At 50.0% G+C, this 24,900-nt stretch carries 22 protein-coding genes and 3 tRNA genes; 11 read left to right on the forward strand and 14 right to left on the reverse strand.

Features of this window, described 5'->3' with window-relative positions:
* Window positions 1–6: 6 nt before the first annotated feature.
* The 9 genes from L6472_RS08695 to L6472_RS08735 are packed head-to-tail and all read right to left on the reverse strand — an operon-like array spanning window position 7 to window position 8,628.
* Window positions 7–1,515: a NuoM family protein gene (locus tag L6472_RS08695; RefSeq protein WP_237804213.1), complete on the reverse strand. Its 1,509-nt coding sequence runs from the start codon at window positions 1,513–1,515 to the stop codon at window positions 7–9.
* A gap of 6 nt (window positions 1,516–1,521) precedes the next feature.
* Window positions 1,522–3,510 carry an NADH-quinone oxidoreductase subunit L gene (nuoL, locus tag L6472_RS08700; protein WP_237804215.1) on the reverse strand — a complete coding sequence of 663 codons (1,989 nt, stop codon included), beginning with the start codon at window positions 3,508–3,510 and terminating at the stop codon, window positions 1,522–1,524.
* A 5-nt stretch (window positions 3,511–3,515) separates the two neighbouring features.
* The gene (gene nuoK / locus L6472_RS08705; protein WP_027450014.1) at window positions 3,516–3,824 is read right to left on the reverse strand and encodes an NADH-quinone oxidoreductase subunit NuoK; all 309 of its coding nucleotides are present in this window, start codon (window positions 3,822–3,824) and stop codon (window positions 3,516–3,518) included.
* A gap of 3 nt (window positions 3,825–3,827) precedes the next feature.
* Window positions 3,828–4,346 carry an NADH-quinone oxidoreductase subunit J gene (locus tag L6472_RS08710; protein WP_237804217.1) on the reverse strand — a complete coding sequence of 173 codons (519 nt, stop codon included), beginning with the start codon at window positions 4,344–4,346 and terminating at the stop codon, window positions 3,828–3,830.
* 9 nt (window positions 4,347–4,355) lie between these two features.
* Window positions 4,356–4,901, reverse strand: a complete 546-nt coding sequence (locus tag L6472_RS08715) for an NADH-quinone oxidoreductase subunit I (protein ID WP_237804219.1) — start codon at window positions 4,899–4,901, stop codon at window positions 4,356–4,358.
* Window positions 4,902–4,912: 11 nt separating this feature from the next.
* Window positions 4,913–6,001, reverse strand: a complete 1,089-nt coding sequence (gene nuoH, locus L6472_RS08720) for an NADH-quinone oxidoreductase subunit NuoH (protein ID WP_237808006.1) — start codon at window positions 5,999–6,001, stop codon at window positions 4,913–4,915.
* 10 nt (window positions 6,002–6,011) lie between these two features.
* Window positions 6,012–7,574 (reverse strand): NADH-quinone oxidoreductase subunit C, encoded by a 1,563-nt coding sequence (locus L6472_RS08725; RefSeq protein ID WP_237804221.1) that lies wholly within the window; start codon window positions 7,572–7,574, stop codon window positions 6,012–6,014.
* A complete protein-coding gene (locus tag L6472_RS08730) occupies window positions 7,571–8,287 on the reverse strand; it encodes an NADH-quinone oxidoreductase subunit B (RefSeq protein WP_237804223.1) in 717 nt (238 codons plus the stop codon). The genes L6472_RS08725 and L6472_RS08730 overlap by 4 nt, the downstream gene beginning before the upstream one ends.
* The gene (locus L6472_RS08735; RefSeq protein ID WP_237804225.1) at window positions 8,278–8,628 is read right to left on the reverse strand and encodes an NADH-quinone oxidoreductase subunit A; all 351 of its coding nucleotides are present in this window, start codon (window positions 8,626–8,628) and stop codon (window positions 8,278–8,280) included. The genes L6472_RS08730 and L6472_RS08735 overlap by 10 nt, the downstream gene beginning before the upstream one ends.
* A gap of 264 nt (window positions 8,629–8,892) precedes the next feature.
* Here L6472_RS08735 and L6472_RS08740 point away from each other — a divergent pair.
* The 3 genes from L6472_RS08740 to L6472_RS08750 all read left to right on the forward strand — a co-directional run bounded on the left by L6472_RS08740 (window position 8,893) and on the right by L6472_RS08750 (window position 9,153).
* Window positions 8,893–8,979: transfer RNA gene (locus L6472_RS08740), tRNA-Ser, on the forward strand.
* A 10-nt stretch (window positions 8,980–8,989) separates the two neighbouring features.
* Window positions 8,990–9,064, forward strand: a tRNA-Glu gene (locus tag L6472_RS08745).
* Window positions 9,065–9,081: 17 nt separating this feature from the next.
* A tRNA-Glu gene (locus tag L6472_RS08750) sits at window positions 9,082–9,153 on the forward strand.
* A 740-nt stretch (window positions 9,154–9,893) separates the two neighbouring features.
* On the opposite strand, the gene L6472_RS08755 is transcribed toward L6472_RS08750, so the two are convergent.
* The 3 genes from L6472_RS08755 to L6472_RS08765 form a co-directional block, all read right to left on the reverse strand.
* A complete protein-coding gene (locus L6472_RS08755; protein WP_237804227.1) occupies window positions 9,894–11,639 on the reverse strand; it encodes a phospho-sugar mutase in 1,746 nt (581 codons plus the stop codon).
* An 86-nt stretch (window positions 11,640–11,725) separates the two neighbouring features.
* Complete coding sequence (mtgA, locus tag L6472_RS08760) at window positions 11,726–12,382, reverse strand: monofunctional biosynthetic peptidoglycan transglycosylase (RefSeq protein WP_237804229.1); 657 nt, start codon at window positions 12,380–12,382, stop codon at window positions 11,726–11,728.
* A 30-nt stretch (window positions 12,383–12,412) separates the two neighbouring features.
* On the reverse strand, window positions 12,413–13,087 hold the full coding sequence (locus tag L6472_RS08765; RefSeq protein ID WP_237804232.1) for an OmpA family protein: 675 nt from the start codon (window positions 13,085–13,087) through the stop codon (window positions 12,413–12,415).
* A 142-nt stretch (window positions 13,088–13,229) separates the two neighbouring features.
* Here L6472_RS08765 and proS point away from each other — a divergent pair, with 142 nt between their 5' ends.
* Entirely contained in the window at window positions 13,230–14,711 is a 1,482-nt protein-coding gene (gene proS, locus L6472_RS08770) for a proline--tRNA ligase (RefSeq protein WP_237804234.1), read from the forward strand.
* Window positions 14,712–14,798: 87 nt separating this feature from the next.
* On the opposite strand, the gene menA is transcribed toward proS, so the two are convergent.
* Window positions 14,799–15,701 (reverse strand): 1,4-dihydroxy-2-naphthoate octaprenyltransferase, encoded by a 903-nt coding sequence (gene menA, locus L6472_RS08775; protein ID WP_237804236.1) that lies wholly within the window; start codon window positions 15,699–15,701, stop codon window positions 14,799–14,801.
* A 78-nt stretch (window positions 15,702–15,779) separates the two neighbouring features.
* Here menA and L6472_RS08780 point away from each other — a divergent pair, with 78 nt between their 5' ends.
* A complete protein-coding gene (locus tag L6472_RS08780) occupies window positions 15,780–16,418 on the forward strand; it encodes an HD domain-containing protein (RefSeq protein ID WP_237804238.1) in 639 nt (212 codons plus the stop codon).
* 150 nt (window positions 16,419–16,568) lie between these two features.
* Here L6472_RS08780 and L6472_RS08785 read toward each other — a convergent pair whose 3' ends face one another.
* On the reverse strand, window positions 16,569–17,465 hold the full coding sequence (locus tag L6472_RS08785) for an RluA family pseudouridine synthase (RefSeq protein ID WP_237804240.1): 897 nt from the start codon (window positions 17,463–17,465) through the stop codon (window positions 16,569–16,571).
* A gap of 158 nt (window positions 17,466–17,623) precedes the next feature.
* Here L6472_RS08785 and L6472_RS08790 point away from each other — a divergent pair, with 158 nt between their 5' ends.
* From L6472_RS08790 to L6472_RS08815, 6 genes are all read left to right on the forward strand, one after another.
* A complete protein-coding gene (locus L6472_RS08790; protein ID WP_237804242.1) occupies window positions 17,624–19,237 on the forward strand; it encodes an ABC-F family ATP-binding cassette domain-containing protein in 1,614 nt (537 codons plus the stop codon).
* A 58-nt stretch (window positions 19,238–19,295) separates the two neighbouring features.
* On the forward strand, window positions 19,296–19,892 hold the full coding sequence (locus tag L6472_RS08795; protein WP_237804244.1) for a nucleotide exchange factor GrpE: 597 nt from the start codon (window positions 19,296–19,298) through the stop codon (window positions 19,890–19,892).
* A 4-nt stretch (window positions 19,893–19,896) separates the two neighbouring features.
* Window positions 19,897–21,072, forward strand: a complete 1,176-nt coding sequence (gene dnaJ / locus L6472_RS08800; protein WP_237804246.1) for a molecular chaperone DnaJ — start codon at window positions 19,897–19,899, stop codon at window positions 21,070–21,072.
* A 9-nt stretch (window positions 21,073–21,081) separates the two neighbouring features.
* Complete coding sequence (locus tag L6472_RS08805; RefSeq protein WP_237804248.1) at window positions 21,082–22,398, forward strand: folylpolyglutamate synthase/dihydrofolate synthase family protein; 1,317 nt, start codon at window positions 21,082–21,084, stop codon at window positions 22,396–22,398.
* A gap of 96 nt (window positions 22,399–22,494) precedes the next feature.
* Complete coding sequence (locus tag L6472_RS08810; protein WP_237804250.1) at window positions 22,495–23,586, forward strand: aldose epimerase family protein; 1,092 nt, start codon at window positions 22,495–22,497, stop codon at window positions 23,584–23,586.
* Window positions 23,587–23,610: 24 nt separating this feature from the next.
* Window positions 23,611–24,885 carry an MFS transporter gene (locus L6472_RS08815; protein WP_237804252.1) on the forward strand — a complete coding sequence of 425 codons (1,275 nt, stop codon included), beginning with the start codon at window positions 23,611–23,613 and terminating at the stop codon, window positions 24,883–24,885.
* The last annotated feature ends 15 nt before the right edge of the window (window positions 24,886–24,900 follow it).

A 24,900-nucleotide genomic window follows, 5' to 3' on the forward strand; every position in this document is an offset into this window, starting at 1 on the left:
ACAATTTTACATTACACCAATTGAACGAAGAATGTTACCTGCTGCTGGCGAAATCATATCGCTGAAGAAGAATGGGCATACACCTAAACCAGCGACACAGAATATCAGGCAAACAACAGCAAAGCGCTCATCCCATGTTGCATCGGTCAGTTCCAGATAATGTTTGTTCTCGACCTCACCATAAAGGATCTTACCGACTACTCGCAAGATATAAACTGCTGTAACTACAATAGACGTACATGCGATAATCGTTGCAACCATGCGGAACGAGGTATCGGGATCGCCAGCTAAAGGTTTTGCACCAAATGAGCCGACAAAGATGGTCATCTCTGCAATGAAGCCAGAGAAGCCTGGAAGGCCTAAGTTGGCAAGACCGGCAATCACGTAGCCCACTGCCAAGAATGGCATGATCTTCATCAGACCGGCCAGCTCACGAATGTCACGTGTGTGCGTACGACCATATATCATACCAATCAATGCAAAGAAGAGGGCTGTCATCAGACCGTGAGAAAGCATCTGAAGGATAGCACCTGTTACGGCTGTCTGCGACATCATCAGAAGGGCAAAGAGCACGAGTCCACAGTGCGAAACCGAAGAATAGGCATTGATATACTTCAAGTCGGTCTGGACACATGCTGAAAGGGCACCATAGACCACAGAGATGGTCGTCAGGATCAAGAAGATCCAAGACAGATCTTGCGCTGCGTCTGGCAACAGGTACATAGCGATACGGAAACAGCCATAGCCACCCAATTTCATCAAGACACCCGCGTGAAGCATCGACACTGCAGTAGGAGCCGAAGCATGACCGTCAGGCGACCATGTGTGGAATGGGAACAGTGCACCCAGCACACCGAAACCAATGAAGATAAAGGGGAAGAATACATTCTGAATATCGGGATCGATATTGTGCATCGCTGCAATCTCATTGACATTCATCGTTGTATGACCACTGAAATAGTAGATACCAAGAATGCCAAGAATGAGCAATGCAGAACCACCCATCAGCATCAGGGTCAGTTTCATAGCCGAATATTCCTTACGACCACTACCCCATACGCCAATCAACAGATACATTGGTATCAGAGCAACCTCGTAGAACATGAACATGGTGAACATGTCGGTACAGATGAAGAAGCCATAAACACCCGTTGAAAGAAGGGTGAACCAGAGGAAATACTCCTTGGTCATTGGCTTCAATTGCCATGAGGCAAAGGTTCCTGTAAAAACAATGATACTCGACAACAAAAGCATCACGACGGAGATGCCGTCCACGCCCACGCTATAAGCGATGTTTAGAGGCTTGAACCAAGGTGTCGAGGCTACGAGTAACATCTCGTCTGCATTGCCTGCGCTACGCTGGCTTACGAAATAGTAGCAGAGCCATATAGACAGGGCCAGCAGCAACGATGAGCCAGCCACCATCACACCGCGCACCTGATTGACATTGCGGGCTACCCACAATCCCAAAAGCATCAGTGCGGGAATCAGTACAAATAAACTAAGTATATTCATAACTCTTTAGATGCATAAAAGGATTAATGTTAATGCGATAGTGCCGGTAAGGAACCAAACGGCATACTTGCGTACATCGCCGCTCTGCCAAGCACGGAGGCTTTCGCCGCCCTCATTGGCACCCCATGCCAGAAAGTTGAACGTGCCATCTACAACATGACGATCGAACCAGGCAATAGGTGTTGATACACAACGGAAGATAATGCGATGCGTAACAAACTGCCAAATCTCATCCTGATAGAAGCGCTTGTAGGCTGCACGGTGCAACTTGGGGAACGTCTTGTACAGGCGATCGGCGATAGGCTGACTCTCACCTTTATAAATATATGTGGCGAGACAGATGCTCAGAATCGCAATAACAGTAGAGGTTGCTGCAATCTGCGTGTTGAAGTGGATAGTGTAGTCGGTACCAGCTGCCGAAACGAAGCTGCCGAACGAACCGCCCCAGCCAGCAAAACCAGCGATGGTGGTGTAAACACCCACACCTACAGTGATCACGCAGAGCACAATCAGAGGCAATGTCATGGTGAGAGGAGCTTCATGAGGTGTGTGGTGCTCATGAGCCTCCTTATTCTCTGTTCCCCAGAAGATGCCGTAGTACAGGCGGAACATGTAGAAGGCTGTCATAGCAGCGATACCCGTCATGATCCAACCTACCACAGGGCTATATGCCATGCAGGCGGTGATAATCTCATCCTTTGAACTGAATCCCGAGAAGAAGGGAATACCAGCAATCGCCAGACAAGAGATGAGGAAGGTGATGTGAGTGATTGGCATATACTTGCGCAGACCGCCCATCAGTGCCATCTCGTTGCTGTGTACGGCATGAATAATACAGCCGGCACCCAGGAACAGACAGGCCTTGAACATGGCATGAGTAAACAGATGGAACATACCTGCCATGTAACCCAGCTGGGCATGGTTATCAAGCACAGCACCATGATGACCTGGCAGCGAAACGCCAAGTGCCACCATCATAAAAGCTATCTGAGAAATCGTAGAGAAGGCCAGCACGCGCTTGATGTCGCTCTGGGCGCAAGCCACAGCAGCTGCATAGAAAGCGGTGATGACACCCACCCACACCACGATGCTCATGGCCTGAGGGGCATACTCAATCCAAAGTGGGAACATGCGTGCAATCTGGAACACACCGGCCACAACCATGGTAGCAGCGTGAATCAGGGCTGATACAGGCGTAGGACCCTCCATGGCATCGGGCAACCAGATGTGCAGTGGGAACATAGCACTCTTACCGGCTCCACCAATAAACATCAGCACCAGCGCCGTGGGAATGATGAAACCACCTGCGGCCACAGCCTTTGAGATATTAGCCTCGATAAAGGGTGTGGTGCCTTGCCCCATCACGATATCGCCAGCAAACGAGAAGCTGAATGAATCTGTGAAGTAACCAAAAGTCAGAATGCCCACCAGGAAGAACATATCAGCAAAACGAGTCACGATGAATGCCTTCTTACTGGCTGCGATAGCAGGCTTCAAAGGATAGTAGAAGCCAATAAGCAGATAAGAAGAAACACCCACCAGCTCCCAGAACATATACATCTGGAAAATGTTGGTGGCTAACACCAGACCCAGCATTGACATGGTGAACAGGCTCAGAAACGCATAGTAACGCTGGAAGCCTTTCTCGCCATGCATATAGCCAAACGAGTAAATGTGTACCATCAACGACACCGTAGAGATGACTACAAGCATCATCACCGAAATAGGATCCAGAAGGATACCCATATCGAAGTGCAGATTACCCAGTGGCAACCATGTGAAGTTGAATGGAACGATAGTCTGGTAGATACCGTTCACTCGATCGGCCGTAAAATAAGTAAAGGCCGTCCAGTAAGACAGAATCGTAACCAACGACAGCGAACAAGTGCCGATCAGTCCGGCAGTCTTGTGTTGCATCTTCATGCCTGCCAGTCCCAACACGAGGAAGGACAATAGCGGCAGAAGCAGAATCAAATAAGATAATTCGTAGATCATAGCGTTTATCCTTTCATGTTAGTGATACTTTCCACGCTATCGCTCTTGAAGTTGCGATAGACATTGATAATGATGGCAATTGCTACAGCACTTTCTGCCGCACTTACACCGATAGAGAACAGGGTCATAAAGAAGCCCTCAAACTCACCAGGGAAAAGCAGACGGTTGAATGCTGCAAAGTTGATATCAACGGCATTCAGCACCAACTCAATAGAGATGAGCATGGCAATCAGATTGCGACGGGTGACAAAGCCGAAAACACCAATAAAGAACAATAGTGCACTCAGCACGAAATAACATTCTACAGGTACCATAGCTTAATCCTCCTTTTTACGTGAAACAACCAAACCACCGATAATACATGCCAGCAGGAACACTGAGATGAACTCGAAAGGCAGTACATACTGATACTTGTCGCTACCCACCAATGCATGGCCTATCTCTTTCATGGGCACCTCTGCATCGGGCATCATACCGCCCCACAAGATGTACTCGTTCTTGAGGAACACCAAGATGACAGTTGCCAGACCAACCAGCGTGACCAGGCCAGCCCAAAGCATACGCGAACACTTAACGCGCTCAATCAGTCCCTGAAGCGTTCGCTTGCTAACAAGCTGAATAGCAAACACATATATCATGGTTACACCACCAGCGTAAACAGCTATCTGAGCTGCACCAAGATATGTATAATCGAGCAGGAAGTAAAGACCTGCTACGCCAAAGAGCACAAACAACATGAATGTTGCAGCTCGCATGATTCGCTTTGTCATCACACACAGCAGAGCTGAACCAAGGATGACAACAGCAAGAATGCAAAATACTACTAAATTTGCCATAGTCCTTCTTTACTTCTTTTTTGTGTTAAACTTACCTACTTGCCATTCGGCACCACCATCCTGGATGTTGGGTAGTGAACCACCCTGATAGACTTCTTTGTCAAGATGAAGCACCAGCGCATCTCTGTCAAACGTTGCATTCTCAAAGTCGTTCGTAAACCCGATAGCGTCAAAGTTACAAGCGTTGGTACACAACTGGCAGAACATACAGTCGCCAAGATCATACTGATAGTCGTCTAGCACCTTTTTCTTTTTGCCCGTTTCTGGGTCTTCGGCCATGTGAGCCGTTATCTTGATCGTACCATTAGGACACGCTTTCTCACAGAGTGTGCATGCCGTACATCTATAGGCACCATCTTCATTGCGCTTGAAGACCAGACGCCCGCGGTGGCGCTTTGCCACGTGGAGCGTAGTCTTACGGTTCTCGGGATACTGCTCTGTTGACTTATTGGTCCAGTAGTCCTTGAAGTATTCACCGATGGTGACCTTCATACCGGTAGCCAACGTCTTGATGCCGCGTCCCAGTTCTCCGAAATATGATTTATTATTTTCCATTTTGCTACACCTTATTTAATATAAAGACCCAAAGCTACAATGACGGTCATCAACACCAAGTTGACGAGAGCCATTGGCATCAGATACTTCCATTCCAGCTTCAGTATCTGGTCGATACGCAGACGGGGGAATGTCCACTTAATCCACATCAGCAACCATACCAGCAAGAAAGCCTTACCCATGAACCACACAATGCCGGGAATGTACTGCATGACCTCATCGAATGCTTCAACACCAATCTGAATGGGTGCCCATCCGCCAAGGAATACGGTAGCAGCGATACCAGCGATAATAAAGAGGTTTAGGAACTCTGCCAAATAGAAGAAGCCGAAGCCCATACCGCTATACTCTGTATGATGACCAGCGGTCAGCTCACTCTCTGCCTCTGCCATATCGAAGGGACCACGGTTAGCCTCTGCATTGCCGGCAATGAGGAACACGACGAAAGCAATCAGCGCAGGCACATGTCCCTGAACGATGAGCCAGCCCCAAGGTCCGCTCTGGGCTTCTACGATACCGCTCACCTGCATCGTTCCTGTCAGGATGACAGCAGTGATCAGACACAGGCAGAGAGACATCTCGTAGGAGATCATCTGAACAGCCGAACGCATGGCAGAAACCACCGAGTATTTGTTGTTAGAGCTCCAACCTGCCAAGAAGATACCTACCACGCCAATAGACGAGATAGCCGTCAGCAGAAAGACGCCCACGTTGAAGTCCAAGATTTGGGCACCACGGTTCCAAGGCAAGAAGCAGAAGGCACCTACCGAACCGAAGATGACCAGGAAAGGAGCTACGATGTAGAGCAGTTTGTCGGCCTTATCTACAAAGAATATCTCCTTGATGAGCATCTTTAAGACGTCGGCCACGACCTGCAGCAGTCCCCAGGGGCCTACGCGAACCGGGCCTATACGGCACTGGAAGTAAGCGCAGACCTTACGCTCCATGAAAATCAGAATCATTGCAATGACCGAGTAAGCGCCCAAAACGGCTGCGCCCACGAGGACACACTCAATGAGTATGGCCCAAAAGTCGCCCAGTCCGCACGTCAGTGTCAGTAAGTCGTGAAACCAGGTGGTCACTTGTGAAAAATCGAAAATATGTTCCATACTATCTATCAATATCAGGTATAACAATATCGATGGCTGCGCCAGTGGTTACCAGGTCGGCAATCTTCTGTCCGCGCAACATCGGATCGAGTGCGCCCACCAGCGAGAGGCCCATTGGACGCATCTTCATGCGATAAGGGCTCTTGTCGCCTTTTGAGTCGAGATATACGCCAAACTCGCCTGCGGCACCCTCAACCGAGAAGTACCACTGTCCTTCAGGCACCTTGATGATGGGTTTCTGCTTCACGTAGAAGTCGCCCTCTGGAATGTTGTCGATAAGCTGCTCGATGATGTTCAAGCTCTGATACATCTCATTGATATGTACCATATAACGGCCCATAGAGTCGTTGGTGGTCTCAAGACATTGTTCGAAGTCCACCTTGCCATACATATCGTATGGATGGTTCTTACGCACGTCGTTCTTCCAACCCGAAGCTCGTCCTGCAGGACCAGTCACACCATAGTTGATACAATCCTCGAGAGACATCGGACCTACGTTCTCCAATCGGTTGTGTGTGATGACATTATTGCCAAACACATCCATGTATTCCTGAATCATCGGACGCAGATATTTGATCAGGTCCTTCACGTTCTTCACGAAGTTGGGATCGATGTCGTCCTGCAACCCGCCAATGCGATAGTAGTTCTGAATCAGGCGACCGCCAGTGGTCTCCTCCATCACGTTGAGCACGTGCTCGCGGTCACGCATGCCATAGAGGAAAGCGGTGAGTGCGCCCAGGTCTTGTGCACAGCAAGAGGTGAACAGCAGGTGACTGTCCAGTCGCTGCAGCTCGTCCATGATGGTACGGATGTAGTGAATACGGTCTGTCAGTTCCACCTCCATGGCTTCTTCGATCACACCTACCAAGGCATGGCGCTGCATCATGGCACAGAGATAGTTCAGACGGTCTGTCAATGCCAAGGTCTGAGGATAGGTCATTGACTCCCACATCTTCTCTATACCACGGTGGATATAGCCCAGATGAGGATATACGCGCTTGACGGTCTCACCCTCCAGCACGGTCTGCAAGCGGAGCACACCGTGGGTTGAGGGGTGCTGCGGACCAATGTTCACCACGTAGTCGTCGTTGGCAAACAGGCGGTTCTCTTTCACACACAGCTTGCCGTCCCTGTCCAGACTGTACTCCAGTCCGTAGTCGGGTTCCTGGTCGTCATCAAGGGTATATTCGTTGGTTGCCACGAAGTCCTTGCGCAGGGGGAAGCCCTGGAAATCATTGCGCAAGAACAGACGGCGCATGTCGGGATGCCCCAGGAACTTGATTCCCAAGAAGTCGAACACCTCTCGCTCCAGCAGCTCGGCGCCCTTCCACAGGTTCACAACCGTAGGAATGACGCTTTCGCCGTCAACGTTTTTGGCCAGCATCTTGACACTCACGCGCTCGTGCGTGTTCGTATTCTCTAATATATAGACACAGCCCAACCCCTCTTCGCCAAAGTCTTCGCCGACGATGGTCACCAAGAAGTCAAGCCCCTTCTTCTCCTTCAAGTTCTGCATCTCTGCAGCAAACTTCTCAAAGTCGAATGATAAGAACTCTAATTTCATGCTTGTTCCTCCTCTTTCTTTGATTGAACATTCATGGAGAAATCCTCGGGTACATCAGTCACCACGATAGTCTCACGACGGTGGTCACCCAAACGACGTGCCACGAGCTCTTCGTTAGACACGCCCAACGTGCGCTCGTCTTTGTCCTGCTTGTGGTTGGCACCACCGAAGAACTTCTCGACCTTCACCTTACGCTGCAACTGCATCATGCCATATAGAATGGCCTCTGGACGCGGGGGACATCCAGGGATGAACACATCCACCGGGATTATCTCCTCAATGCCTTTCACCACGTGATAACTGCTCTTGAAGGGACCACCGCTGATGGCACAGCCACCGACAGCCACCACATACTTGGGTTCTGCCATCTCGTCGTACAAACGCTTCAGTGCAGGAGCCATCTTGTGGGTTATCGTACCAGCACACATGATCAGGTCGGCCTGACGTGGAGAGTTGCGCGTCACCTCGAAGCCAAAGCGCGAGAAGTCGTAGCGCGAACAACCACATGCCATAAACTCAATACCACAGCAAGACGTAGCAAAGGTCAGCGACCACAGGGAGTTAGAGCGCCCCCAGTTGATCATTTGATCCAGCGTACCTGTCACTACGTTGACGCCACCCTCATGGAGCTCGTCAACCAGCTTCTCCAGCGATGAGTTATCCTTGAACTCGTCATAGGGAAGAGCCTTGATTTTGGGTTTTCTTATTTCCATTCCAGTGCTCCTTTCCGCCATGCGTATGCCAGGCCTAATACCAATACCAACAGGAAAAAGCCGATAGACAGCAGCGCCATCGCACCAAACTCTTTCACTACAACTGCCCATGGATAGAGGAAAATAGTTTCCACATCGAACATGAGAAACAAGATGGCAAACAGATAGTAGCCTACGGTGATGGGAATCCAGCTACTGCCACGCGTAGGAATACCGCATTCAAACGGTTCTCCCTTCACTTTATTGTAAGAGCGTGGACCCAATAGCTTTGCCACTACATAGGCACCTGCCACCAAAGTAATAGCTGTCAAGACGACAGTGATTAACAAAGTGAAATTCATAAAGATATTTTGTTATAACAATATTGTTCTCATTCGTTAGCGGCTGCAAAAGTAACAAATAAAACTCAAACGAGCAACACAATTCCATAAAAAAGTAATAATAAAAGTTATCGCGCACGTATAAGGGAGATAGTCTAAATCATAAAATGAAACTTTTTCAAAAAAATATCCATGGAAAATTTGCATGTTCAGAAAATAATGCTTACCTTTGCACCCGCATTTGAGCGAGAATGCTTTTCGGAGGCCCGCAAGGGAACAAACCGAGGAAGTTTGGGTGAGTGGCTGAAACCAGCAGTTTGCTAAACTGCCGTACGGGTTCCCGTACCGGGGGTTCGAATCCCCCAGCTTCCGCTCCGATTCTGGTCGATTCATCTAATGGTTAGGATACAAGATTCTCAATCTTGGCATAGGGGTTCGATTCCCCTATCGACTACCACTTTTTATTATCATCCTGGTCGATTCATCTAATGGTTAGGATACAAGATTCTCAATCTTGGCATAGGGGTTCGATTCCCCTATCGACTACAAAGAGTCCTCTTTTTCACACGAAAAGGAGGATTTTTTGTTTTATTCCCCTCCCACCCTGCAGCCCGACAACGGCTCAAGCGAAAATTTATAGGAGTAATCCTTTATCTGCGCTTTTTGTTATTTCAATAGAGGCTCAGCGGATTCTTTAGATTGAAATCAATTAAAGTAGAAATCAGATAGAAAAAGAACAGGATTGCCACTTCTCTCGGGAGAGTCGTGGTGGGGTTGTTCTTGGTCGGGATAGGAATGGTTTCGCACTGTCATAGTGCTGCTTTCGTCTTGTTATAGTTTTGCTTTTGCATTGTTATAGCTTTACTTTTGATGTCCGTCCAGCCCCTAGAAGTGGTGTGTCCAGCCCCTGGAACGGGTCGTTTTAGCCCCTGGATGCGGTCCTTCTAAGGGCTGGATGTAGAGCATCCAGGGGCTAGACCAGAAATGATAGCTTCGGTTTTAGACTTTAGAAATGCCTCTTCTATACTTTAGAATACGTGCTTTTAGACTTTAAAATGACCCTCTCTGGATTCTAATCCCTTACTCCACAGTCTATTTTTACTTGGCCGTAGGCGGTTTTCTTGGTTTTTCGATGATGTTGTTGAGGTTTTTGTTATTCAACAAGGTGTTCTGTTCCCTATCCCTATGAATAATCTACAGAGACAACAAAGCCCCAGAAACCGCGTGGGCTTCCAGGGCTATGTCTGACAGGCGCAGGCGCTCAAAGGCGCCGATGCCTCGTTATTTTACAGGTTCAGATCCTTCTTGATGCGCTCTGCCTTCTCGTTGGCAGCCTTAGTGCAACGCTCATAGCAGCCTGCGCACTTGAAGCTGGGATCCTTGATCTCCAGATAGAACTTGATCTTGGGCTCTGTGCCTGAAGGACGCACGCTGACCTTGGTACCGTCCTCGCAGAACCACTGCAGCACGTTAGAGGTGGCTGGCATGTCGAGTTTCTCCACACTGCCGTCAGCCTTCTTAGCCTCCAGCGACTGGTAGTCCTTCCACAGGCACACCTTGCTACCACCCAGTTCCTTGGGAGGATTAGCACGGAAGTCGCTCATCATCTGCTTAATCTCGTCGGCACCAGTCTTACCGGGGCGCACCACGTTGACAGTCACCTCGCGAGAGAATCCATACTCTGCATAGATGTCCATCAGCAGGTCATAGAGCGTCTTGCCATTGTCGCGGGCCCATGCAGCGATCTCACAGATCAGACAGATAGACGCTGGAGAGTCTTTATCGCGAACCTTGTCGAATGGCAGGAAGCCGAACGACTCCTCACCGCCACCGATATACTTCTTCTTACCCTCGTTGATGCGAATCTCGTTGGCAATCCACTTGAAGCCTGTGTAGCAGTCCTTATACTCCACACCGTTCTTCTTGGCAATCTCGGCAATCACCTCGGTGGTCACGATGGTCTTCACCAGGAACTCATTGCCCTTCAGCTGACCCAACTTCTTCTTGTTGGCAATGATATACCAGCAGAACATCATACAGGTCTGGTTACCGTTCAGGATTTCCCACTCGCCCTTGGCATTGCGGCAAACAATGGCCAGACGGTCGGCATCAGGGTCAGAGGCAATCACCAGGTCGGCATTCAGCTTCGTGCCCAGTTTCATGCCCAGAGTCATAGCCTCGGCATTCTCGGGGTTAGGCGACACCACTGTGGGGAAGTTGCCGTCGATGACCATCTGTTCAGGCACCACGTGAATGTTCTGGAAGCCCCATGAACGCAGTGCCATAGGTATAATCACACGACCTGTGCCATGCATAGGCGAATAGACTATGTTCAGGTCTTTCTGACGCAGGATCACGTCTTGATCGACCATAGCCTCCTTGACAGCCTGGATATAGTCCCAATCCATCTCACCGCCAATAGGAATAATCAGGTCCTTGTTACCTTCAAACTTCACGTCTTGTATTTTAACCTTGTTCACCTCGTCGATAATACCCTTGTCGTGGGGAGCCAGCACCTGTGCGCCGTCGTCCCAATAGGCTTTGTATCCGTTGTATTCGCGGGGGTTATGAGAGGCTGTCACGTTAACACCAGCCTGACAGCCCAGCTGACGGATGGCGAACGATATTTCGGGTGTGGGACGCAGGCTCTCAAACAGATACACCTTGATGCCATTGGCCGAGAAGATATCAGCAACGGTCTCGGCAAAGAGGCGACCGTTGTTACGACAATCGTGACCTACCACCACCGCGCTCTGTTTGCCAGGGAAGGCCTTGTTGATATAATTAGCAAAACCCTGTGTGGCCATGCCCACGATATATTTGTTCATACGATTGGTACCAGCACCCATGATGCCACGTAGACCGCCCGTACCGAACTCCAAGTTCTGGTAGAAAGCATCTATCAAGGCAGACTTATCCTCGGCATCGAGCATAGCCTGAACTTCCTTTCGCGTGTCCTCGTCGAAAGCGGGCGACAACCATTCCTTAGCAACTGCCTCACACTGGGCAATAAGCTGAGCATTATTTTCCATATTTACAATTTTTAGTTGTTGTTGTTAGAATTTATTTATCTGACGGCAAAGATACGAAGAATTCTCCTAACAACCAAGTCCTGCCGTCACTTTTTTTGCCCGAAAGGCTCTACGAACTTCATATTACGCCTGATGGCACGCTGGCGTTTCTTCGTGTATCTGCTGGGATTCTGCGAACTATACTTGCGCGGGTTGGGCAGCGTGGCTGCTATCAGCGCACACTGGTTGGCCGTCAGTTCCTTGGCACTGCATCCAAAGTGCTCTCTGGCCACAGCCTCCACACCATAGATACCGTCACCGGTCTCGATGGAGTTCAGATACACCTCCATGATGCGTTCTTTCGACCAACATAGTTCTATGAGCACCGTGAAGTAGGTCTCTAGTCCTTTTCTCACCCACGAGCGCCCAGGCCACAAAAACACATTCTTGGCCGTTTGCTGCGAAATGGTCGATGCGCCCAGTTTGTTCTTTTCGGGATGCTCAAGATTGCGCTTGGCTGCATACTCAATGGCTTTGAAGTCGAAGCCGTGGTGCTTCAAAAAGTTGGCATCTTCACTGCCCATCACAGCCACGGGCATGTGGGGTGACATCTCTTCAAGCGGCACCCAGTGATGACTCAGTTTCAGATGTTCTTGCTGACTGAGTCTCAGAAACATCAATGGCGTATAGTACACCGGCACAAACCTGAATACTATTACAGCAAGAATCGTGGAGGCAAAAAATGCCACCACGATCCTTTTCAATGTGTTTAACAAGAATTTCAAGTCTTCCTATTATTTCAATGTTCCAGCCTCGGCAGCCTTAATCATAGCCTCAGAAGCATACATGTAGATCTCTACACGACGGTTCTGCTGACGACCAGCAGCTGTAGAATTGTCGGCAACGGGGTTGGTAGAACCCTGACCGTCTGTCACGCGGATCTGTGAGTTAGCCACGCCCTGTGAGAGCAAGTAGCTCTTAACAGCATTGGCACGGTTTACAGACAGAGGATTGTTCACAGCGTCAGAACCAGTGCTGTCGGTATGACCATAGATAGCGATATCGCAGTCTGCGTTGTTCTTCAGCAATGTAGCACACTGGTTCAGAGCAGCCTTTGAGCTTGCGTTCAGGGCATACTTGCCAGTAGCGAACAGGATGCCAGAGTCGAAGGTCAGCTTGACAGCCTGCAGACCGTTAGCATCGGTCACCGACTCAACCTGCGCATTCTTCACGGCCTCAGCCTCGGCCTTCACCTTATCCATGTGCTTACCAATGAGGGCGCCAGTGCCTGCACCTACAGCGGTACCTACAGCAGCACCTACAGCGGTGTTACCTGCAATCTTACCTACAACAGCACCCAGCACTGCACCACCGGCAGCACCAATAGCCGTACCCTTAGCCAGATTGTTACAACCTGCCATCACCATTCCTGCGCAAAGAGTCAGGATCACAACTTTCATTTTCTTCATAACTTTAGATTATTTATTATTAATAAAAATGTTAAACGCTTACGATTTCGGTGCAAAGATAGAAAAAATTCCTAATTCACAATAACTTATTCTCAATTATTTTGTACCTTTGCACCAAATTTTTTAATATTTCGATAAAAAAATGGCAAAAGAATTAAAAGAACTAACAAAACGTGCCGACAATTATAGCCAATGGTACAACGACCTTGTGGTCAAGGCAGACCTGGCCGAGCAGTCGGCCGTGCGTGGATGTATGGTCATCAAGCCCTATGGCTATGCCATTTGGGAGAAGATGCAGCATGAGCTGGACCGCATGTTCAAGGAGACGGGCGCCCAAAACGCCTACTTCCCTCTGCTCATCCCGAAGTCATTTCTCAGCCGCGAAGCTGAGCACGTAGAGGGTTTTGCCAAGGAATGTGCCGTGGTGACACACTACCGTCTGAAAGCCACCGAAGACAAGAGTGGCGTGGTTGTTGATCCTGCTGCAAAACTGGAAGAGGAGCTCATCATCCGCCCCACCAGTGAGACCATCATCTGGAATACCTATAAGAATTGGATTCAGTCTTGGCGTGACCTGCCACTGATGTGCAACCAGTGGTGCAACGTGATGCGCTGGGAGATGCGCACACGTCCTTTCCTGCGCACCTCTGAGTTCCTGTGGCAAGAGGGTCACACGGCTCACGCCACCCGCGAGGAGGCCGAAGAGGAAGCCAAGAAGATGCTGCACGTCTATGCCAAGTTTGCCGAGGAATGGATGGCTGTGCCCGTGGTACAGGGTGTCAAGAGCGAGACCGAGCGCTTTGCCGGTGCGCTAGACACCTACACCATCGAGGCTATGATGCAGGATGGTAAGGCTCTGCAGAGCGGTACCTCGCACTTCCTGGGTCAGAACTTCGCCAAGGCTTTCGACGTGACCTATTTAAATAAGGAGAACAAGCCCGAGTACGTATGGGCCACTTCGTGGGGTGTCAGCACCCGTCTGATTGGTGCACTCATCATGACCCACAGTGACGACAACGGATTGGTCCTGCCTCCACGCCTGGCGCCTATTCAGGTGGTCATCATCCCCATTGCCAACAAGCCTGAGCAGATGGAGATTGTCAACAAGGAGGTGCAGCCCATCATCGAAGAGCTGCGCCAGAAGGGTATCAGCGTGAAGTTCGACGATGCCGACAACAAGCGTCCTGGCTTCAAGTTTGCCGACTACGAGCTGAAGGGTGTGCCCGTGCGCCTGGTGCTGGGTGCGCGCGACTTGGAGAATGGCACCATCGAGGTGATGCGCCGCGACACGCTCGAGAAGGAGACCCGCTCTATCGAGGGCATCGCACAGTACGTGGAACAGCTGTTGGAAGACATTCAGAAGAACATCTTTGAGAAGGCCAAGGCCTATCGCGACAGCCGCATCTACGAGTGCGACAACTACGAGGAGTTCAAGGAGAAGGTGAAGGAGGGCGGCTTCTTCCTCTGCCACTGGGATGGCACTGCCGAGACCGAGGCCAAGATCAAGGAGGAGACACAGGCCACCATTCGTTGTGTGCCTTTCGGCATAGAGCAGACACCGGGTGTGGATATGGTCAGCGGCAAGCCTTCAAAGGCGCGTGTGATCATTGCTCGCAGCTATTAATCCACTACACCATAAAAAAAAGAAGACGGGGACTCATCACGAGCCCCGTCTTCTTTTTAGTCTTTAGAGGTCAGCTGCTAAGACACCCTACCCCAACAAAATGCCCAGGCTGACCAGCAAACCGTAGATAAAGATGTTGCGAGCCGTGAGCCCCAACACGGCATTGAGCTCACGCCCCTGCCATATCTCCTTCATCTTCAGATAGGCCAGATAGTGCAGGAACAGATAGACGAACGAGAGGTCGTAGGCTAAGCGGTGGTCGGTGTAGGTATAGACCATACCCAACAAGCAGGCCACCACGCCAACACCCATATAAGTTCTAAGGGCAGCCTTAGCCCCGATGCGCACCACCAACGTGTTCTTGCCTGCCTGACGGTCAGTGTCGCGGTCGCGGAAGTTGTTGACCAGCAACAGGGCATCGATGACCAAGCCACAAGCCACCGAAGCCACGATGACCTCGAGGGTAAAAGTGTGGAGCTGGATGTAATAAGTGATACTGACAGGCACCAAACCGAAGAACACCAGCACAAGCACATCGCCAAAGCCAAGATAGGACAAGTGGGTGGTATAAAGGAAACAGAACACCACGCAGAGCAATCCTACGAGAATCATCTCAAGGCCACCAAACCACACCAACGGCAGCCCCACGAGACAGCCAATAATAGTAGTGGTGGCGATGGCATGACGCATGCGACTGATGCTCACCCACCCCTGAGCGCAGGCTCGCTCAGGTCCCAAGCGGGTTTCACGATCGTCGGTCCCCTTGGCATAGTCAACATAGTCGTTGATGAAGTTAGCGTCTATCTGCATAATGAAAGCAAACAACAGACAGAGCACAGCTGCCGTCCAGCTGAACACGCTGCCGTCATACTGCTGGGCATCACTCCATGCTAGCGAGAGACCAATCATCACAGGCACGGCTGCACCTGTCAACGTCTTCGGACGGGCAGCCAGCAACCACGCTTTTATTGAATCTTTCTGCACTTCCATATTTTTCACTTTTTTCTCAAAACGCTTGCAAAAGTAGATAATTATTCGTACATTTGCAAACATAAACCCTAAAATATTATGCTCAAGAACACAGCAAGCCTCGACTTGGTGGATTTTATAGAGACCCAGATTCTGCCGCAATATGCCCAATTCGACAAGGCGCACAACATGGAGCACGTGACCCGCGTGATACGTCGTTCACTGGAATTGGCACGTGCAACTGGTGCTGACATCAATATGGTTTACACCATTGCTGCCTATCACGACCTGGGACTGAGCGGTCCACGCGCCATACATCACATCACCAGCGGAAAGATACTGGCCAGCGATGCCCGCCTGAAGCGATGGTTCTCTGCCGAGCAGATTAACATCATGCGCGAGGCCGTGGAAGACCACCGTGCCTCGGCATCACGGGCACCACGTAGCATGTATGGCAAAATTGTGGCCGAGGCCGACCGCGACCTGTCGCCCGAGGTGGTGTTCCGTCGCACGGTTCAGTTTGGACTGTCCAACTACCCCGAGCTGGACAAGGAGCACCAATGGCTGCGCTTCTCAGAGCACATGGACAGCAAATATTCGGTAAAGGGCTACATCAAACTCTGGATTCCAGGCTCGCAGAACGAACGAAACCTGAACCAGCTTCGCAACATCATTGCCAACCCCAAACAACTGAGAGAGGAATTTGAGAAATATTTTCGCGAGGAGACTAACGCGTAAGGAAATAGAAAAAGCACAAAGCGACCAGCAGCACGATGAAGACAGAGAGCTTCAACATGCAGCTGGTCACTTTTTTTACAACGAGAACGGCTACCATGATAAAAATCAGAATGGCAGCATAATACACCCAACTATCCATAAACTGAATGCTTAATGATGTTTAAACAAAAGACGGAAGGCTGTGGGCACTGGGGTCTCAAACTCCATTCGCTCGCCGGTGATGGGGTGCGTGAAACAGAGCAGCCATGCGTGCAGACAAAGACGGTGCAGAGGGTCGTCGCCATTGCCATACTTAGGATCGCCACATACGGGATGCCCCATGTCGGCAGCATGCACACGAATCTGATTCTTACGGCCGGTCTCGAGTTTAAACTCAACCAACGAGTGGTCTGTGGTGCGGTCCATCACAAAGAAATGGGTGATGGCCAACTTTCCGCCATTGTCAACCGGCGAAGAATAGGTAACATAAGCCTTGTTGTCCTTCAGCCAGTTCTGAATGGTGCCTTCATCCTGCTCCATCTCGCCACTGAGCACAGCCACATAACGGCGGTCATAGACAATCTGATGCCAGTTGTGCTCTAAGATCTGTTCGGTCTGTATATCCTTGGCATAGACCATCAGTCCGCTGGTGTCGCGGTCCAGACGGTGGACCACATGAGCCGTACAACGCTGATGGGTCTTCTTGAAATAGTCGTCGAGCACGCTCTTCACATTGAGCGACGAATGGCCGGCAGCCATTGAGAGAATGCCAATATTTTTCTCTACCACCACCAACCAGCGGTCTTCATAGACAATCTTGACATAGCGACTCTTGAAACCTCGCTGATTGCGCTTGGTCTTGCTCACAGCCACCTTCATGCCAGGAAGCAACTGATAGTCGAACTGAGTCACCGTTTTTCCATTGACCTTTACCCCCTGCCCCTGAAGCGTTGCCTTCACCTTGCTGCGACTCTGCGACATGCTGGCCAACAAAAACTCGAGCAACGGCTGAGCCTCGCTGACAGTGAAATGGTCGTATAGTCCTTCAGAGTTATTTCCCGTGTTCATTCTCATACGGGGTGCAAAGTTAGTGGAAACCAAGCGAAAAGCAAAACAAAATGCCATTTATTTTCACTTTACCAAGGCAGAACAGGAAATAATTTGGTAGAGTGGAAAATAATTAGTAACTTTGCAGGCAAAATTAAAATAAATAAGGTAAAGAGAAGATGATTACAGTCACCAATCTGGCAATTCAATTTGGAAAGAAGGTTCTCTACAAGGACGTGAACCTGAAGTTTACTAACAACAATATCTACGGCGTGATCGGTGCCAATGGCGCTGGTAAGTCAACACTACTGAGAGCCATCAGCGGCGAACTGGAGCCCAACAAAGGAAGCATCGAGCTGGGCCCCGGAGAGCGCCTCTCCGTATTGGAACAGGACCACTTCAAATATGACAATTTCACGGTCATGGACACCGTCTTAATGGGCCACCAGCCCCTCTGGCAGAACATGAAGGAGCGCGAAGCTCTCTATGCCAAAGAAGAGATGACCGAGGAAGACGGCGTAAAGGCTGCCGAGCTGGAAATGGCCTTTGCCGAGATGAATGGATGGGAAGCCGAGAGTGAGGCTGCACAACTGTTGCAGAATCTGGGCATCAAAGAAGATATCCACTACTCGCAGATGGCAGACATCTCAAACAATGAAAAGGTGCGCGTGATGCTGGCAAAAGCACTGTTTGGCCACCCCGACAACCTGTTGCTCGACGAGCCTACCAACGACCTTGACCTCGACACCGTACAGTGGCTGGAGGAATATCTGTCAGGACTGGAGCAGTGCGTCATGGTGGTCAGTCACGACCGTCACTTCCTGGATGCCGTATCCACGCAAACCGTGGACATCGACTTTGGTAAGGTGACACTGTTCTCTGGTAACTACTCTTTCTGGTACGAGTCGTCACAGTTGGCACTTCGCCAAGCTCAGAACCAGAAGATGAAGGCCGAAGAGAAGAAAAAGCAGTTGGAAGAGTTTATTCGTCGATTCTCGGCTAACGTGGCCAAGAGTAAGCAGACCACCTCGCGTAAGAAGATGCTGGAAAAACTGAACGTAGAACAAATCACGCCTTCAACACGTAAGTATCCAGGCATTATCTTCCAGATGGAGCGTGAGCCGGGAACACAGATACTGGAGGTTGAAGGACTGAAGGCTCTTGACAGCGATGGCTCTGTGCTGTTTGACAATGTCAGCTTCACCATTGAGAAAGGACAGAAGACCGTATTTCTGAGCCACAACCCTAAGGCCATGACTGCCCTTTTTGAAATTATCAACGGCAACCGTGAGGCTGATGCCGGCACATACAAATGGGGCGTCACCATCACAACGGCCTACCTGCCCCTGGACAACACCGAGTTTTTCCAGTCAGAGCTGAACCTGGTGGACTGGCTGAGTCAGTTTGGCAAGGGCAACGAGGTGATGATGAAATCGTTCTTGGGGCGTATGCTCTTCAAGGAAGAGGACGTCTTGAAGCACGTCAACGTGCTCTCGGGTGGTGAGAAGATGCGCTGTATGATAGCACGTATGCAACTCAAGAACGCCAACTGTCTGATTCTTGACACGCCTACCAACCACCTCGATCTGGAATCTATCCAGGCTTTCAACAACAACCTGGTGAGCTTCAAGGGCAACATCCTCTTTGCCTCTCACGACCACGAGTTCATCCAGACCGTTGCCGACCGCATCATCGAACTTACTCCTAAGGGCACCATCGACAAGCTGATGCAATATGATGACTATATTTATGACGAAACCATCAAGGAGCAGAAAGCTAAGATGTATATCTAAGACTCATCATGGCATGCTTTTTGCAGAGACTTGATAGAAACGTTAAACATAAGCAATTATGACAGAAAAAGACATAAACATCGAAGAACAAGAGCAGACGACTGACCAAGTGGCAGTCGAAAAGGACAATAGCGAGAACACAACAGATGCCGAGAGCTCGGAACCTACAGACAACTCGGAAAACGCTGAAAGTGCAGAGACGGACGAGAAGCCCAATGAAGCAGAACAAATCATTGCCGACCTCAAAGACAAGTATCTGCGCACGATGGCAGAGTTTGACAACTTCCGCAAACGCACCATCAAAGAACGTCAGGAACTGATCTTCAATGGTGGCAAGAAAACCATCACTGCACTACTCCCCGTCATTGACGACATGGAGCGCGCCATCGAGAACGGCAAGAAGACCGACGACATTGAAGTGTTGCGCGAAGGCATTCAGCTCATCTACCAGAAACTGATGAAGACCTTGGAAGCACAGGGCGTGACGAAGATAGACACAGAGAATGCAGACTTCGACACCAACCTGCATGAGGCTGTGGCACTGGTGCCCGGCATGGGCGACGACAAGAAAGGCAAGGTCATCGACTGTATGGCCACCGGGTATAAGTTGAACGATGAAGTAATCCGCTACGCAAAGGTAGCTGTAGGACAATAGACCAATGGCACAGAAGCGAGACTACTATGAGGTACTGGGCGTCGAAAAGACGGCCTCAGAGGCAGAGATAAAGAAGGCATACAGAAAAATCGCCATCAAGTATCACCCAGACCGTAACCCCGGTGACAAGGAAGCCGAGGAGAAATTCAAGGAAGCTGCAGAGGCTTACAACGTGTTGCACGACGCTCAAAAGCGCCAACAATACGACCAGTTTGGCTTTGCCGGACTGAACGGTGGTGCCGGCGATGGTTTCGGAGGCTTCGGTGCGGGTGCCTCAATGAACATGGACGACATCTTCTCGATGTTCGGCGACATCTTTGGCGGACACGGTTTCGGCGGCTTCGGTGGCGGTTTTGGTGGCGGAAAAGCCCGTCCTCAGAAACATCGCGGTGGCGATCTGCGCCTGAAGGTCAGACTGACACTGGAGGAAATCAATCAGGGTGTCACTAAAAAATTTAAGGTACGCAAGGATGTTCCCTGTGAGCATTGCCATGGTACAGGAGCCGAGGGCGGAAGCGGCATGGATACATGTCCCACATGTCACGGCTCTGGTATTGTCACACACACCACACAGAGCATCTTCGGCATGATGCAGAGTCAGGGTGTCTGCCCCACCTGCCATGGTCAGGGCCAAGTCATCAAGAACAAGTGTAAACACTGTGGTGGCACTGGCATCACCAAAGGTGAAGAAGTCGTAGAAGTCAACATACCAGCAGGCGTGGCCGAAGGAATGGTTGTCAACATCTCGGGCAAAGGTAACGCTGGCATGAACAACGGTATTCCCGGTGATATTCAAGTGTTTATCGCAGAAGAGCCACACGACACCTTTATCCGCGACGAGAACGATTTGATCTACAATCTGCTGCTTGACTTCCCCACAGCCACACTGGGTGGCGAGGTAGAGATACCCACGATTGAAGGAAAGGTGCTGAAAGTCAAGATTGAACCAGGAACACAACCCGGAAAGACCATGCGCCTGAGGGGCAAAGGACTGCCCGCTGTGAAAGGTTATGGAACAGGCAGAGGCGACCTCGTGGTGAACATCAGCATCTATGTGCCCAAGACACTGTCGCGCGACGAGAAAAAGGCCATCGAGGCCTTCAAGGACAGCGACAACTTCAAAGGCGACAAGGAAACTCGCGAAAGCATCTTCCAGAAATTCAAGAACTATTTCAACTAAAGGGGATTTATGACCTACGAAGACGTAACTGAATACCTGTTCAGCCAGACAGCCAACTATGAGAACCAGGGGGCTATTGGTTATAAAGAAGGGTTAGAGACAACCAAGGCTCTGGACGAACATTTCGGCCATCCGCACCAACATTTCCGCAGCATACACATTGCCGGCACCAACGGCAAGGGATCGGTGTCGCACACCATCGCAGCACTATTGCAGATATGCGGCTACCGTGTAGGACTGTACACCTCCCCCCACTTAGTGGACTTCAGTGAACGTATCCGTGTGAATGGCACCCCCATTCCCCAAGAATATGTTGTCAGCTTTGTAGAGAACGAGAAAGCGTTCTTCGAACCACTTCACCCTTCATTCTTTGAGATCTCGACAGCCATGGCGTTCAAATACTTTAGCGACATGAACGTTGACATCGCCGTCATAGAAGTAGGATTAGGTGGCAGATTGGACTGTACGAACATCATCACCCCCATCATGAGTGTCATCACCAACATCTCGATGGACCACACCAAACTGTTGGGCTCAACACTGGAGCAGATAGCCATGGAGAAAGGCGGTATCATCAAGCCTGGTGTACCCGTCGTCATCGGTGAGGCAACACCTGAGACACGCCATGTCTTCGATGCGTTGGCACAAGAGGTAGGCGCTCCCATCACTTATGCAGAAGACAAACCTGCCATCGTTGACTATAAAGTGCTGCCAGAAGGATTCATACACTACAAGACGAATCGCGGCGTGGAATTCGATGGCGAACTAATGGGATTGTACCAAGTCAAGAACACGAACACAATCATCAAGGTGATTGACGGCCTTATCAAGATGGGCTACCTGTCGTCGTCCGACAACGAAGACAACATGAACAAAGGGCTAAAGGAGATGAACTATGCCTTCACGAACGTCACCAACATTACAGGACTGAAAGGCAGATGGCAGATCGTGAGAGATAAGCCCAAAGTCGTGTGTGACACAGGACACAACGTTGGGGCTTGGCAATATCTGTCAAAGCAACTGGAAGCGTTATCCTGCCACCAACTTCGCATCGTATTTGGCATGGTGGATGACAAAGACATCTATAGCGTGATGAATTTGCTGCCCAAAAACGCCACCTATTATTATACGAAAGGAAGCACGAAGAGAGCTTTCCCGGAAACCTCTCTAAAAGTATTTGGAGATCAATTTGGCCTAAAGGGCGAATGCTACCCTACAGTAGCCAAAGCTTATGAGGCTGCGCTACAAAATGCTACAAGTGAAGACGTTATCTTCATAGGTGGTAGCACCTATGTTGTAGCTGATTTCCTAAAATCTCGAATTTAGGTGTTTTTAACAACATTTTTTTGCCGATATGTTTGCTCATATCGGCTTTTTTTTGTTCCTTTGCAACAAAGTTACAGTAACTAAAAACTTTTGATTATGGCGAACACAACAGAAAACGTGAATCTGTGTGGTCTGAAACGCGAGGACTTTCAGACCACAGTCAACGGTAAGAAAACCGATCTTTACATCCTCCGTAACCGCAAGGGATACGAAGTAGCCATTACCAATTACGGCGGCGCCATTTGTGCCATCATGGTACCAGACAAAGACGGAAACGTTGCTAACGTGATTCAGGGTCACGACAATATCCAATCAGTTATTAATTCTCCAGAACCCTTCCTTTCTACTCTTATCGGCCGATTCGGAAACAGAATCTGCAAGGGACTGTTTACGCTGAATGGCAAGGAATATCAGTTAGCCATCAACAATGGGCCTAACGCACTCCATGGCGGTCCGCGTGGTTTCCACGCTCGCGTATGGGATGCCAAGCAGATGGGTCCCCGTGCGTTGGCTTTGCACCGTGTATCAAGCTACGGTGAAGAGGGATATACTGGCGAAGTTGACATCACTGTAGAAATCACCTTCACCGACCAGAATGAACTGGTGCTGGAGTATTTGGCTACGACCAACAAGAAAACCATCATCAACCTGACACACCACGGCTTCTTCTCGTTGGCAGGTACGGCAGATCCCACTCCCACTATCGACGAACAGATACTGGAACTGAATGCCGACTTCTACGTGCCTATCGACGACACCTCCATTCCTACAGGCGAGATCTTGAAGGTGGCAGGTACACCATTCGACTTCCGCACACCAAAGGCTGTGGGCAAAGACATCGATGCCGACGACATACAGATAAAACATGGTGCAGGCTACGACCACTGCTTCGTATTGAACAAGAAGGAAGAGGGCGAGTTGAGCTTTGCAGCACGTCTGACAGAGCCTAAGAGCGGACGCACAATGGAGGTTTACACCACCGAGCCCGGTGTGCAAGTCTATAGCGACAACTGGGCAGACGGTTATAAAGGCATTCACGGAGCCACCTTCGGCCGTCGATCGGCCATCTGCTTCGAGTGCCAGCACTTCCCCGACAGTCCTAACCGTCCCTACTTCCCATCTGTCGTATTGAATCCCGGTCAGCGCTATAAGCAGAAGACCATCTATAAATTCGGAGTAACTGAATAGTAATCATAAACGAAAACAAAAAAAATGACTTCAACAAACAACACTAAAGTAATTGCCATCATCACGATGTGCTTCATCTTCGCGATGATCTCTTTTGTAACTAACATGGGTGCGCCCTTTGGCAACATTTGGGGCTTCACATATCCATTCGCTAAGGCATGGGGTAACCTGATGAACTTCGCTGCATACTTGTTCATGGGTATTCCTGCTGGTAAGATGCTTATCAAATATGGATATAAGAAGACCGCACTGATTGCATTGGCAGTGGGTCTGATCGGTTTGGCCCTTCAGTATCTGTCGAGTATCGCTGGCGATGCCACCTATGTATTTGCATACCAAGAGATTCCTGTTGCACTGAACCTGATTATCTATCTGCTGGGTGCTTTCGTCTGCGGTTTCTGCGTATGTATGCTGAACACCGTGGTAAACCCCATGCTGAACCTGCTCGGTGGCGGTGGCAACAAGGGTAATCAGCTCATCCAAGTTGGTGGCACACTGAACTCGCTGACCGCTACGCTGACTCCCAGTCTCACGGGTATCTTGGTTGGTACGGTGACCGCAGAAACCAGCATGAGCAACGTGGCTCCACTGCTGTTCATCGGCATGGCAGTCTTCGCTATTTCATTTGTCATCATCAGCCGAGTAACCATTCCCGAGCCAACCCTCGGCAAGGAGCAGCCTCAATATGAGCACAGCCCTCTGGCATTCCGCCACACACTGCTGGGCGTCATTGCCATCTTCTTCTATGTTGGTATCGAGATCGGTATTCCCATGCACTTGCAGTTCTACGTAACCGACCTGGGCTTCGAAGGTTCAGCAGCCATTGGTGGTGTGATAGCAGGTATCTATTGGATTCTGATGATGGTAGGACGTGCCACGTCAAGTGTCATCTCAGGCAAGGTATCTACTTCACTCCAGATGATTGTCGTGTCAAGTGTGGCTATCGCACTGTTGCTGATTGCCATCTTCATGCCTGAAAGCAACACAGTTGTTTACGACGGACACGACATTCCCGTGAAGGCCTTCTTCATTGCAGCCTGCGGTCTCTGCACTTCTATCATGTGGGGTGGCATCTTCAACCTCTCTGTAGAGGGTCTGGGCAAGTACACAGAGGCAGCTTCTGGTATCTTCATGACGATGGTAGTAGGTGGTGGCATCATGCCCCTCATCCAGCAGAGCATTGCAAGTAGCACAGGCAACATCACCAGCTACTGGCTCGTCATCGCCATGCTGGCCTACATTCTGTTCTACGCTACTGTTGGTTGCAAGAACGTGAACAAGGACATCAATGTAGATTAATTACGAATACAAACC

It is taken from the genome of Prevotella sp. E13-17 (genome assembly GCF_022024035.1).
Classification (GTDB): domain Bacteria; phylum Bacteroidota; class Bacteroidia; order Bacteroidales; family Bacteroidaceae; genus Prevotella.